This window comes from Pseudomonas sp. MLB6B (assembly GCF_054508135.1).
In genome coordinates this window covers 1,887,496-1,899,592 of sequence record NZ_CP199313.1, presented here as the reverse complement: position 1 = coordinate 1,899,592, position 12,097 = coordinate 1,887,496, and the positions used below count along the sequence as shown (strand labels likewise).

Annotated in this window: 11 protein-coding genes; 1 reads left to right on the top strand and 10 read right to left on the bottom strand. The window is 64.2% G+C overall.

Annotated features, from left to right (window positions below):
* Window positions 1-29: 29 nt before the first annotated feature.
* The 4 genes from ACSMEV_RS08255 to zwf all read right to left on the bottom strand — a co-directional run bounded on the left by ACSMEV_RS08255 (window position 30) and on the right by zwf (window position 4,363).
* The gene (locus ACSMEV_RS08255) at window positions 30-1,379 is read right to left on the bottom strand and encodes a DUF2599 domain-containing protein (RefSeq protein ID WP_459207979.1); all 1,350 of its coding nucleotides are present in this window, start codon (window positions 1,377-1,379) and stop codon (window positions 30-32) included.
* A gap of 119 nt (window positions 1,380-1,498) precedes the next feature.
* On the bottom strand, window positions 1,499-2,179 hold the full coding sequence (locus ACSMEV_RS08250; protein WP_459207978.1) for a bifunctional 4-hydroxy-2-oxoglutarate aldolase/2-dehydro-3-deoxy-phosphogluconate aldolase: 681 nt from the start codon (window positions 2,177-2,179) through the stop codon (window positions 1,499-1,501).
* 17 nt (window positions 2,180-2,196) lie between these two features.
* Window positions 2,197-2,907: a 6-phosphogluconolactonase gene (pgl, locus tag ACSMEV_RS08245; RefSeq protein ID WP_459207977.1), complete on the bottom strand. Its 711-nt coding sequence runs from the start codon at window positions 2,905-2,907 to the stop codon at window positions 2,197-2,199.
* On the bottom strand, window positions 2,894-4,363 hold the full coding sequence (gene zwf / locus ACSMEV_RS08240; protein ID WP_459207976.1) for a glucose-6-phosphate dehydrogenase: 1,470 nt from the start codon (window positions 4,361-4,363) through the stop codon (window positions 2,894-2,896). The genes pgl and zwf overlap by 14 nt, the downstream gene beginning before the upstream one ends.
* Window positions 4,364-4,565: 202 nt before the next feature.
* On the opposite strand from zwf, the gene hexR reads away from it, so the two are divergent.
* On the top strand, window positions 4,566-5,429 hold the full coding sequence (gene hexR, locus ACSMEV_RS08235) for a DNA-binding transcriptional regulator HexR (protein WP_313739229.1): 864 nt from the start codon (window positions 4,566-4,568) through the stop codon (window positions 5,427-5,429).
* Here hexR and ACSMEV_RS08230 read toward each other — a convergent pair.
* The 6 genes from ACSMEV_RS08230 to ACSMEV_RS08205 form a co-directional block, all read right to left on the bottom strand.
* Window positions 5,422-6,276: a D-hexose-6-phosphate mutarotase gene (locus ACSMEV_RS08230; protein ID WP_459207975.1), complete on the bottom strand. Its 855-nt coding sequence runs from the start codon at window positions 6,274-6,276 to the stop codon at window positions 5,422-5,424. The genes hexR and ACSMEV_RS08230 overlap by 8 nt on opposite strands.
* A 121-nt stretch (window positions 6,277-6,397) precedes the next feature.
* Window positions 6,398-7,741 carry a carbohydrate porin gene (locus ACSMEV_RS08225; protein WP_459207974.1) on the bottom strand — a complete coding sequence of 448 codons (1,344 nt, stop codon included), beginning with the start codon at window positions 7,739-7,741 and terminating at the stop codon, window positions 6,398-6,400.
* Window positions 7,742-7,765: 24 nt separating this feature from the next.
* Entirely contained in the window at window positions 7,766-8,923 is a 1,158-nt protein-coding gene (locus ACSMEV_RS08220; protein WP_459207973.1) for an ABC transporter ATP-binding protein, read from the bottom strand.
* A gap of 3 nt (window positions 8,924-8,926) precedes the next feature.
* The gene (locus tag ACSMEV_RS08215; RefSeq protein WP_459207972.1) at window positions 8,927-9,763 is read right to left on the bottom strand and encodes a carbohydrate ABC transporter permease; all 837 of its coding nucleotides are present in this window, start codon (window positions 9,761-9,763) and stop codon (window positions 8,927-8,929) included.
* Window positions 9,756-10,664, bottom strand: a complete 909-nt coding sequence (locus ACSMEV_RS08210) for a carbohydrate ABC transporter permease (RefSeq protein ID WP_459207971.1) — start codon at window positions 10,662-10,664, stop codon at window positions 9,756-9,758. Before ACSMEV_RS08210 ends, ACSMEV_RS08215 begins: the two co-directional genes overlap by 8 nt.
* Before the next feature lie 87 nt (window positions 10,665-10,751).
* Entirely contained in the window at window positions 10,752-12,014 is a 1,263-nt protein-coding gene (locus tag ACSMEV_RS08205; RefSeq protein WP_459207970.1) for an ABC transporter substrate-binding protein, read from the bottom strand.
* Window positions 12,015-12,097 lie beyond the last annotated feature (83 nt).

Here is a 12,097-nt window from a genome sequence, read left to right as displayed (position 1 = left end):
ACGCTGCGCAGGCAGCGCCGGGCTCGCACTCAGGGGTAGCGCGTGGCCGGATAAGGATTGCAGCCCTGTTGCAACGAAGCCTGATGAGATACATCGGGCCGCGCCGGCTCCAGGTTGAACGCATCCTTGTCGCGTACCGGGCGACCTTTGTCGACCAGTGCCAAGTGACACACCAACTGCCGCCGCATGCCACCCCCGTACTCCGCGCCGCTCCAGCGCGGATCGTCGGCGTACTTGCGCACCAGTTCGGCGTACATGGCATCGGTCTGGTCGTCCTTGATCTTGCGGCCACAGTCGGTCGGGGTGACTGACAGGCTCCAGATACCCTTGCCCAGGAACGGATCGTCGCGCTGAATCCATACGGCTTTGTCGATATAGGATCGGCACGCTTGCGCACTGGTCACGACCGGTCGTGGGAGGTCGCGGTGTTGCGCGCCCGCCTCACAGGCGAAGCGAGCTTTCTGAGTGGCATTGGCCGGGAACCTCATGTTTACCACCGGCACCCAGTTGCCCGTGCGCTGGTAGTAGTCGAACTGGTTCTTCACGGCATCGCGCTTGCCTTGGGCATCGCTGTAGAAAAACGCCGCCACAGGCACGTCCTCGCCCTGCTTCCAGGCCACCACACGCAGTTCGGTCTGCACCTGGCGCCCCTCCTGGGTGTCGGCGATGGACTTGCGCGCCTCGATGAACTGGGCGAACGCGTCCCGGCGGGCCGTGCGCGACAAATCGCCCGTCATGCTGAAAGCGCACTGGCGTTGGTGCCGAGCCTGCCGATTGGCAGCGCCGCCAAGCGCATCGTATTGCCGCTTCCAGCCCGCCAAGTCTTTTATGCCCAAGGCCTGGCAACTTTTCTCCACTTCCGGAGAACCTGAATAATCGCCACACCCTCGCTCGGTACGAAAGTCTGTCCACGCATCGATGGGATAGGCACAGAACACATCGAGTTTCTTTTGCGGCGCCTCGACGAACTGCCGTGGGGTAAAGAGAATACCGTTGTTGGCTTTCAATCCGGGGTCTTCATAACCGATCTTGTCACTGCGCATCCACGACATGGAAACACCGCCCGATTGTTGCGAATTGGGGCTGGGGTTCCAGACATCGTACTCGCCATTGAGCGCGCGGTGCGTGCCGCGCATCAGCAGGCCGGAACAGTCCACGGCGGGGTCGCTGCCGCAGCCGGTGGGTGTGCTGTTGTACCAGCTCTGTAACTTTTCGACCACGCGCTCGCAACTGTCGGCGCTGATGGCACTGGTCGAAAAACAAAGCGATATAAAACACGCAGGCAGCAGCCTACCGGGCAATGCGTTCATGGCATTAACTCCAAGTTTGAAAAATGTTTTTTTGCACTTCCAGACTAAGAGCGAGCCAATTAAAAACAACTGACAAAAATATCAGTGCTTGCCGATCCCTGAAGTTCGGCACTCAAGAATTTTGATCATGTTCAGGCAAAAAAAGGGCGCCGACCAGGCGCCCACAAGCCGTAAAAGCGAACGTCGAATCAGTCGTGTTCCAGCAGTGCCATCGCCTCGGCACTGCTCGCCTCGATGCGTGCCCAGTCACCGTTCTTGACCCAACTGCTGTCGAGCATCCAAGTGCCGCCCACGCACATCACGTTGGGCAGCGCCATGTAACTGCGTGCGTTGGCCTGATTGACCCCGCCCGTAGGGCAGAAGCGGATGTCGCCGAACGGTCCGGCGAAGGCTTTGATCGCCGCCGCCCCGCCGCTGATCTCGGCGGGGAATAACTTGAAGCGGCGATAACCCAGGGCGTAGCCACTCATGATTTCCGACGCCGTGCTGATGCCGGGCAGCAGCGGAATGTCGCCCTCCACGCCCGCTTGCAGCAGTTCGGGGGTGATGCCGGGGCTGACCACGAATTGCGCACCGGCGGCGGCCACCGCCTCGAACATGCGGCGGTCGAGCACCGTGCCGGCGCCTACGCACAGCTCCGGGCGCTGCTCGCGCAGCACCTCGATGGCCTTGATGCCGTGGGCCGAGCGCAAGGTGACTTCGAGCGTACGGATGCCCCCGGCCGCCAGCGCATCGGCCAGCGGCAGGATGTCCTGCTCGCGGGCGATGGTGATCACCGGCAGGATGCGCGCCTGGGCGCAGATCGCGTCGATGCGTGCGGTCTTCTCGCTCATGCTCAGCAGCGGTTGAGGGCGTTCGAGGGTGGTCATGTCAGCTGATCCTTGGCTCATGGGCACCAGTAGATGTCCAGGGGGTCTTGAAGAAACGCGTGGATGGGCATGCTGTGCGCGTCGCTGTCCAGCGCCTGACGCAGTGTGGCGAGCTTGCCCTGGCCTTGGATGGACAAGGCAGCGAAGTCGGCGCTGGCCAGCAGTGCGCGGGTCAGGCTCAGGCGCTGGTGCGGCACGCTCGGCGCCAGCATCGGCAAGCAGCGACGCGCGCTTTCGCGGGCCAGCCCCTCGGCGAGGTGAGGGCTGTTGGGGAACAACGAGGCGGTGTGGCCGTCGTCGCCCATGCCCAGCACCAGCACGTCGATCGGCGGCAAGTCCGCCAGTGCGGCGTCGGCCAGCTGCGCAGCGCTGTCCAGGTCGGCGGCGGGCTGATACAGACCAATGAACGTCGCCTGCGCGGCAGCGCCTTGCAGCAGGTGTTTGGCCAGCAGCTTGGCATTGCTGTCGTCGTGCTCGACCGGCACCCAGCGCTCATCGGCCAGGCTGACGGTGACCTTGGACCAGTCAAGCGGCTGCTGCGCCAGGCGCTCGAGAAACGGCACCGGGCTACGGCCACCGGAGAGCACCACGCAGGCGCGGCCATTGCGTTCGATGGCGCGGCTCAATCGTGCGGCCACGTCTTGGGCCAGAGTCTGCGCCAAGGCCGTCGAATCGGTGAGCGAATGCGTGTTCACGCAGCTCGGCAGTTGCAAGTCAGATATCGCCATACCATGCCCTCCCATCTCGGGTGATCAATGCGATCGAGCTCATCGGCCCCCAGGAACCCGCGGCGTAGGGTTTGGGCGCATCGCCGCTGCGTTGCCAGCCGGCGATCAGCTGGTCGCACCACGACCAGGCGTGCTCGATCTCGTCCTTGCGCACGAACAGGTTCTGGTTGCCGCGCATCACCTCCAGCAGAAGGCGTTCGTAGGCATCCGGAATCCGTGTGCTGCGCCAGGTCTCGGAAAAATTCAGTTGCAGCGGGCCGCTGCGCAGGTGCATGCCCTTGTCCAACCCCTGCTCCTTGGTCATCACACGCAGGGAAATGCCTTCGTCCGGTTGCAGGCGGATGACCAGCTTGTTGCCGATCTCCAAACGCTGCTCGGGGGCGAAGATGTAGTGCGGGGTTTCCTTGAAGTGGATGACGATCTGCGACAGCTTCTGCGGCATGCGCTTGCCGGTACGCAGGTAGAACGGCACGCCCGACCAGCGCCAGTTGCGGATGTCGGCGCGCAGGGCGACGAAGGTTTCCGTGTCGCTGTGGGCGTTGCAGTTGTCTTCTTCCAGATACCCCGGCACCGGCTGCCCATCGCTGTAGCCTACGATGTACTGGCCGCGCACCACACGGGTGGCGAGGTTTTCGCCGGTGATCGGCGCCAGCGCTTTGAGTACCTTCACCTTTTCGTCGCGGATGCTGTCGGCCGACAGGTCGCTGGGCGGGTCCATGGCGATCAGGCAGAGCAGCTGCAACAGGTGGTTCTGGATCATGTCGCGCAGCTGCCCGGCTTTGTCGAAATAGCCCCAGCGCCCCTCGATGCCGACCTTCTCGGCCACGGTGATTTCCACGTGGGAAATGGAATTCTGGTTCCATTGGGTTTCGAACAGGCTGTTGGCGAAGCGCAAGGCGATGAGGTTCTGTACCGTTTCCTTGCCCAGGTAATGGTCGATGCGGTACACGCGGTTCTCCGGGAAGAACCGCGCCACGGCGTCGTTGACCCGGCGCGAGGATTCCAGGTCGTGGCCGATGGGCTTTTCCAGCACCACCCGCGTACGCTCGGCCAGGCCGGCCTTGTCGAGGTTCTCGCAGATCGCGCCATAGACCGCCGCAGCGGTGGCGAAATAGGCGATCAGCGACCCTTCGGCCGGCACCTGTTCAGCCAAGACTGTATAGCCCTCGCCCTCCAGGAAATCGAGGTGCTGGTAGCTCAGGCGCTGGAGGAAGCGCGCCAGGGCTTCGGGCTCCAGGTCGGTCGCCGGCACATGGCGGCGCAGGTGGGCCTCGATGCTGTGCAGGTGCGCTTCGGCGCTGCCCGCCTCGCGGGCCAGGGCCAGCAGGCGGGTATCGGCATGCAGCAACTGGGCGCGGTCGAGCTGGTACAACGCAGGGAACAGCTTGCGCAGGGCCAGGTCGCCCAAAGCTCCAAACACCGCGAGGGTGCAGGGTTCAACACTGATTAGCGCCATGAATGTGGTTCTTTTATAGAGTTAGGGTAGGAATACCGGTTTCAAACCTGTTTTTCAACACTGGATGTAGTAAATCTAACAACATATGGCAGTTTCCCCTTAGACAAGTGGTGCGTCCAAGCGACCGCCAGTAGGATAGACGCCACCGAAAAAGCCGAGTGCCTCGGCCGCCTTACCGACTCAAGGACACCCCATGGACCGCGTGCGAAACCTTCTGGAACAGATCCAGGGCCGCCTCGACGACCTCAACAAGGCTGAACGCAAAGTCGCCGAAGTCATTTTGCTCAACCCGCAACAGGCCACCCGGTTCAGTATCGCGGCGCTGGCCCAGGCGGCCAAGGTCAGCGAACCGACCGTCAACCGTTTCTGCCGCTCGTTCGACGTCAGCGGCTACCCCGAGCTCAAGCTGCAACTGGCGCAGAGCCTGGCGAGCGGCGCCGCCTACGTCAGCCGCGCAGTGGAGCCGGACGACGACCCGGCCGCCTACACCCAGAAGATCTTCGGCAGCGCCATCGCCTCGTTGGACAGCGCCTGTCAGCAAATCGACCCACAACAGATCAGCCGCGCCGTCGACATGATGATCCAGGCCCGGCAAATCCACTTCTGCGGCCTCGGCGCCTCGGCCCCAGTGGCGGTGGATGCGCAGCACAAGTTCTTCCGCTTCAACCTGGCGGTGTCGGCCCATGCCGATGTGCTGATGCAGCGCATGCTGGCCTCGGTCGCCCACACGGGCGACCTGTTCGTGATGATTTCCTACACCGGCCGCACCCGCGAGCTGGTCGAAGTGGCGCGTACTGCACGGGAGAACGGCGCCTCGGTGCTGGCCCTGACCGCCGCCGGCTCGCCGCTGTCCGAAGCGTGCAGCCTGAGCCTGCACATTCCCCTGCCCGAAGACACCGACATCTACATGCCGATGACCTCGCGCATCATCCAGCTCACCGTGCTCGACGTGCTGGCCACGGGCATGACCCTGCGCCGCGGCGTGGATTTCCAGCCGCACCTGCGCAAGATCAAGGAAAGCTTGAACGCCAGCCGCTACCCCATCGAAGACGACCCGCTCAGCTGAGGCGGTGGGCCTGCAAGCGCAGGTGCGCCTGCTCGCCTGGCGCCAGGCTGAGGCCTTCCTTGCAGCCACTGGCGGCCTCGACGCACACGAAGCTGCGCGCCTCGCGCCCGGTCACGCCCACCAGCGGCCGGCTGCCCGGATGCCAGACCACGGTGTCGTCGCCGTCGCTGGTGTCGATGCACAACGCCCGCTCCCAGGCGGCGTCCTGCACCTGTAGGGCGGCCATGCCGGGGTACACCCGCTCGCAACTGCCCTGCACCTTGAACGCGTCGCTCTGACGGCAGGCGCTGCGGTTCATGCGGTCGTAGCCCTCGACGTTTTCCAGCCCAGACAGCGCTATCTTCGACACGTGACTGATACGCCAATAGGCCAGCAGCGCATGGCTCAGCTGGCAGGTTTCGCTGTCCTGGTGCTCGGTGGTCAGTTTCAGCTCCATGGTGCTGGACAGCCGCGCCTGGAGTTCGACCTGCCAGTCGCACAGTTGCAGGCGCCAGGTCAGGCTGACACCCTCGGCGTCCTCCTCGCTGCTCAACAGTTGCCAGTCGATCAGGCGTGCCCAGCCATGGGTCGGCCACAGGTCTTCGCTGGGGTGGCGGCCGTACCAGGGCCAGCACACCGGCACCCCGCCACGGATCGCGCCCACGTGCGGCCATTTCGCGGCGCACCACAGCCACGGCAGTTCGCCGGTAGGTTGGAAATGCAGCAGTTGCGCGCCTTGGCGGCTGAACACGGCTTGGCAACGCGGATGATCGATCACCAGCACGTCGCGCTGCTGGTGACGCGCCCACTCGAAGGTCGGCCTGGGCCGCTCGGGGCTGAAAAGGCAGTGGAGTGGATGTTCGGGCATGGGTTTGAAGCTCTTGTTGTCTTTAGGGGCGCTACCGTCACGGACCGGGTTCGACACCCGGTCCGTGACGTTCAACCACCGAAGCGGCTGCAAGAAGTGCGTAAAGTTACAACAAACGGTCTCAGAATGACGACTGAATCTTCAAGCCTGCGACCAGGGCGTTGTCCACTTCGTCCACCCCGCCTGGGCTCTTGATGTATTGCAGGTTGGGGCGCACGGTCAGCCAATTGGTGACGTGGAAGCCGTAGTAGAGCTCGGCGTTGTACTCAGTGCGTTGCAGCGGGGTGAAGCGCGGATCGTCGTAATTGTCCACACCCAACTGGGCGTTGAGCTGGTTGGCGCGCTTGCGCACGTCGTCGTTGACGTGGATGCGCGCAACGCCAAAGCCAATGTCGTCCTTGGGACGTGCGTCGAAAGCGCCTTTGTAGACCAAGCCCACCTGCTGGTAGTTGTCGACCACGTTGGTGGCTTTGTCGTGCACGGTGAAGTTGGCGAACAGGTTCAGGCCGCGGTTGACGTCGCCGGCGTGCGCGGTGACCTGCTGCTGGGCCACCACCCACCAGCCGTGCTTGCTCGAATGCGAGCGGAACCCGCTGCCGGATACGCCTTGGGCGTTGCCGTTGATGTCCTTGTAGACGTCCTGGGCTTCGGCGGTGCTGTAGTAGTAGCCCAGACGGTACTCGCCCGGCAGGCCATTGAAGCGTGGCTGCCATACCGCCTCGACCGGCAGGATGGCCCCCTTGGTGCCACTGCCGCTGAGCTTGAAGCCATTGCCGGTGTCGAGGTTCGACGGGTTCTGCTCGAAGGCGCCGACCTGCACGAAGAAGTCCGGCGCGATGTTGTACTTGACCCGCAGCGCCCATTGGCTGACCGGCCAGTTGTACCAGATGCTGCCGACCCAGTTGCCCACCTGCGAGCCGCAGAAGGCCAGGTTCTGGAAGTCGCAGGGGAAACTGTTGAACTCCTCGCCCGGGCCGAACTGACCGAATTTCACGTCCAGCGCGCCGTCGAAGTACTTCTGCTTGACCCACATCTGCGTCAGTCGCCAGGTCTGGCCACGACCCCAGACTTCCTGCACCGAGCTGAACTGCCCAGCGCGCGGGTCGCTGATGCGGTCGTTGGACAGGTTGCGACCGCTGCGCTCGGTGACGGCCAGCTTGAACTCGGCATCGTGCCAACCCAGGATCTTCTGCAGGTCCAGGTGCGCGCCCAAGGCGAACTGGTCGCTATAGCGCGCGGTGCGGTCATGGTCGTAGCCGCCGTGCAGATTGCCGGCCACCTCGCCCACGTAATCGACGGTGAAGTCGTAGCCTTTTTCCAGCAGCTCGGTACGGGCGCCGCCCCAGTCCCCGGTCATCCATTTCGAGTCGCTGGAAAACGCCTCTGCGGCCTGCGCCGTGCCGCTGCCGACTGCGGCCAGGAGTGCCAACGAGCCGAGGGTGGTGATGCGATTGCGATGCTCCATTGCGATACGTCCTTTCTGTTGTTGTTAGTCCAGCGCGCCGACCGGACGCGCGGCGGCGCTGTCCGGCAAGCCCTGTTCGGTGGTGCGGTCCAGGCGTTCGCCGGTCTGCGCGTCGAACAGCAGCACGCGGGCTGGATCCAATTGCAGGCGCAGGCTGTCGCCTACTCGGCAGACGACGTCCGGCGCCAATCGGCAGCACACCTTGCTGCCATTGAGGGAGACGAACACCAACAGGTCGGGACCAGTGGGTTCGAGTACTTCGACCTGGGCGACGATCGCCGGCAGGCCATTGCCTTGTTCGGGGCCCAGCGCGATCTGCTCCGGGCGGATGCCCAGCAGCACTTCGCGGCCAGCGAGGTCACCCGGCACCCGTACCGGCAGGTCGCAGCGCTGCTGACCGCTGTCGAGCTGGGCCAGCACGCGGCCGTCCTGATGGATCAGGGTGGCGGGGATGAAGTTCATCGGTGGCGAGCCGATGAAGCTCGCCACGAACTGGTTGGCCGGGTCGTTGTAGATCTGCTGCGGGGTGCCGAACTGCTGGATGATACCGTCTTTCATCACCGCAACCTTGTCGCCCAGGGTCATGGCTTCGATTTGGTCGTGGGTGACGTACACCGTGGTGGTCTTCAAGCGCTGGTGCATCAGCTTGATTTCAGTGCGCATCTCCACCCGCAGCTTGGCGTCGAGGTTCGACAAGGGCTCGTCGAACAGATAGATCTGCGGCCTGCGCGCCAGCGCCCGGCCCATGGCCACGCGCTGCTGCTGGCCGCCGGACAGCTGGCCGGGCTTGCGCCCGAGCAGGTGCTCGATCTGCAGCAGGCGCGCGACGCGGCCCACTTCCTCGTCGATGGCGGCCTGGGGCATCTTGCGGATCTTCAGGCCGAAGGCGATGTTCTCGCGCACGGTCATGGTCGGGTACAGCGCATAGGACTGGAACACCATGGCGATGTCGCGATCCTTGGGGCTCATGCCGCTGATGTCGACGCCCTCCACCAGGATCTCGCCACCGCTGATGTCTTCGAGGCCGGCGATGCAGTTCATCAGGGTCGATTTGCCACAGCCCGAAGGGCCGACCAGGATCAGGAACTCACCCGAATCGATGGCCAGGTCGATGGCCTTGAGGGTGTCTGGCAGACCGCTGCCATAGCGTTTGTTGACGTTACGAAGTTGCAAGCGTGCCATGTGTCACCCCTTGACCGCGCCGGCAGTAAGGCCGCGCAGGAAGTATTTGCCGGCGACCACGTAGACCAGCAGGGTCGGAAGCCCCGCGATCATCGCTGCCGCCATGTCGACGTTGTATTCCTTGACCCCGGTGCTGGTGTTGACCAGGTTGTTCAATGCCACGGTGATCGGCTGCGCGTCACCACTGGCGAACACCACGCCGAACAGGAAGTCGTTCCAGATCTGGGTGAACTGCCAGATCAGGCAGACCATGATGATCGGCAGCGACATCGGCAGCAGGATGCGTGTGAAGATGGTGAAGAACCCCGCCCCGTCCAGCCGCGCCGCCTGCACCAGGGCCTGCGGCACGCTGGTGTAGTAGTTGCGGAAGAACAGCGTGGTGAAGGCCAGGCCGTAGACGATGTGCACCAGCACCAGGCCCGTGGTGGTGCTCGCCAGGCCCAGCTTGCCGAGGGTGAACGAGGCCGGCAGCAGCACGGTCTGGAACGGCAGGAAGCAGCCGAACAGCAGCAGCCCGAAGAACAGCTGCGAGCCGCGGAAGCGCCACATCGACAGCACGTAGCCGTTGAGCGCGCCGATCAGCGTGGAGGCCAGCACCGCCGGCACGGTGATCTTCACCGAGTTCCAGAAGTAGCCGCCGACGCTGTCCCAGGCCTTGAACCAGCCGATGCCGGTGACCACCTCGGGCCAGCTCAGCAGGTTGCCGGTACGGATGTCGTCGGGGGACTTGAAGCTGGTCAGCAGCATCACCAGCAGCGGAATCAGGTATACCGCGCAGGCCAGCAGCAGGGTGGCGTAGATGGCCAGGCGGCTTGCGGAAAATCCGTGACGGCTAGTCATGGCGCTTGCTCCTGAGTTCGGAGTACAGGTACGGCACCAGGATCGCCAGGATGGCGCCGAGCATGAGGATGGCACTGGCCGAGCCCATGCCCATCTGGCCGCGGCTGAAGGTGAAGTTGTACATGAACATCGCCGGCAGGTCGGAGGCATAGCCCGGCCCGCCGGCGGTCATCGCCGCCACCAGGTCGAAGCTCTTGATGGCGATGTGCGCCAGGATCATCACCGCGCTGAAGAACACCGGCCGCAGGCTGGGCAGCACGATGCGCAGGTAGATGCGCGGCAGGCTGGCGCCATCGACCTGGGCGGCGCGGATGATCGATGGATCGACCCCGCGCAGACCGGCCAGAAACAGCGCCATGACGAAGCCCGAGGCCTGCCACACAGCGGCGATCACCAGGCAGTAGACGACACGATCCGGATCGACCAGCCAGTCGAAGCGAAAGCCCTCCCAGCCCCAGTCGCGCAGCAGTTTGTCCAGGCCCAGGCCGGGGTTGAGCAGCCATTTCCAGGCAGTGCCGGTGACGATCATCGACAGGGCCATGGGGTACAGGTAGACGGTGCGGATGAAGCCTTCGCGGCGGATGCGCTGATCGAGCAACACCGCCAGCACCACGCCGATCACCAGGCTGATGCCGATGAACAGACCGCCGAATACCAGCAGGTTCTTGCTCGCTACCCACCAGCGGTCGTTGGCCATGAGCTTGGCGTATTGGGTGAGCCCCGCCCACTTGTAGCTGGGCATGAAGGTCGACTGGGTGAAGGACAGCACCAGGGTCCAGAAGATGTAGCCGTAGAAGCCCACCAGCACGATGAGCATGCTCGGGGCCAGCACCAGCTTGGGCAGCCAGCGCTGCAGGGCGTCCAGAGGGGACGCCCGCCGAGACGCGGTCGCAGTGTTCATGGCGTGTGTTCCAGGAAGAGAAAGGACGGGTGAGCGCAGGCCGCGCCGCGCGGGTGGGTCGCCCGCTGCGGCTGGCCTGCCAGGCCATCAACGCGCGGCTTTGATGGCCGCGTCGAGCTGCTTGGCCGCCTTGGCCGGATCGGCCTTGGGGTCGTTGAGGAAGTTGCTGACCACATCGAAGATCGCGCCCTGCACCGCCAGGGTCGAGGCCATGTTGTGCGCCATGCTCGGCTGCAAGCCGTCACCCTGGCTGGCCTGCTGGAAGTCCTTGGACGAGCGCTGGGTGCAGGCGTCGAACTGGCTCATGTCCATGTCCTGGCGTACGGGCAAGGAGCCTTTGTTCTGGTTGAAGGCGGTCTGGAAAGGTTTTTCCAACGCTACCTTGGCCAGGTCGTTCTGCGCCTTGATGTCGTTTTCCTTGGTCAGCTTGAACATCGCCAGCGAGTCGATGTTGTAGGTGAAGCTGCCCTGGGTGCCGGGGAAAGGTACGCAGACGTAGTCGGTGCCTGCGGTCTTCGTGGCCGCGGTCCATTCGCTCTTGGCCCAGTCGCCCATGATCTGCATGCCGGCCTTGCCGGTGATCACCTCGGCGGCGGCGATGTTCCAGTCGCGCCCGGCGCGGTTGGGGTCCATGTAACCGGCCAGGCGTTGCAGGGCCTGGAAGGTCTCGACCATCTTCGGCCCGGTGAGGGTGTCGGTGTCGAGGTCGACGAACGCTTTGTGGTAACCCTCGGGCCCGAGGATGCTCAGCACCAGGTTCTCGAACACGGTGCTGTCCTGCCATGGCTGGCCGCCATGGGCCAGGGGCTGGAAGCCGGCGGCCTTGAGCTTGTCGGCGGCGGCGAACAATTCGTCGAGGGTGTCCGGCACCTTGGCGCCGGCCTTCTCGAACACCTGCGGGTTGATCCACAGCCAGTTCACGCGGTGAATGTTGACCGGCACGGCCACGTAATGGCCGTCGTACTTCCAGATCGGCGTGAGCTTGGCCGGCAGCAGTTCGTCCCATTTGTTGGTGCTGGAGACCTCGTCCAGTTCGGTGAGCAGACCCAGGGCGCCCCACTCCTGGATGTCGGGGCCTTTGATCTGCGCGGCGGCAGGCGGGTTGCCGGCGACCGCACGGCTTTTCAGCACGGTCATGGCCGCCGCGCCGCCACCGCCGGCGACGGCGTTGTCTTTCCAGGTGAAGCCATCTTTTTCGATCTGCTGCTTGAGGGTCTGGACGGCGGCGGCTTCGCCACCGGAGGTCCACCAATGCAACACTTCGACGGTGCCGTTGTCGGCAGCGACGGCGCTCAGGGGCAGGGAACAGGCGAGGGAGATGGCAGTAGCCAGGCGAGTGAATGCGTTCATGTGAAAACCTTTGTTTTTGTTATGCGAGCAAGTCGAGTGCTTGCGCTTGCCTCGGAGTCTAATCAGGCGAGCTGCGGCGCCAG

Bases quoted from the DNA above. Each gene is read 5' to 3' on its own strand.
- ACSMEV_RS08250 (WP_459207978.1), bottom strand. From the start codon at position 2,179: ATGACCACCCTCGAACGCCCTCAACCGCTGCTGAGCATGAGCGAGAAG.
- pgl (WP_459207977.1), bottom strand. From the start codon at position 2,907: ATGGCGATATCTGACTTGCAACTGCCGAGCTGCGTGAACACGCATTCG.
- zwf (WP_459207976.1), bottom strand. From the start codon at position 4,363: ATGGCGCTAATCAGTGTTGAACCCTGCACCCTCGCGGTGTTTGGAGCT.
- ACSMEV_RS08230 (WP_459207975.1), bottom strand. From the start codon at position 6,276: ATGCCCGAACATCCACTCCACTGCCTTTTCAGCCCCGAGCGGCCCAGG.
- ACSMEV_RS08225 (WP_459207974.1), bottom strand. From the start codon at position 7,741: ATGGAGCATCGCAATCGCATCACCACCCTCGGCTCGTTGGCACTCCTG.
- ACSMEV_RS08220 (WP_459207973.1), bottom strand. From the start codon at position 8,923: ATGGCACGCTTGCAACTTCGTAACGTCAACAAACGCTATGGCAGCGGT.
- ACSMEV_RS08215 (WP_459207972.1), bottom strand. From the start codon at position 9,763: ATGACTAGCCGTCACGGATTTTCCGCAAGCCGCCTGGCCATCTACGCC.
- ACSMEV_RS08210 (WP_459207971.1), bottom strand. From the start codon at position 10,664: ATGAACACTGCGACCGCGTCTCGGCGGGCGTCCCCTCTGGACGCCCTG.
- ACSMEV_RS08205 (WP_459207970.1), bottom strand. From the start codon at position 12,014: ATGAACGCATTCACTCGCCTGGCTACTGCCATCTCCCTCGCCTGTTCC.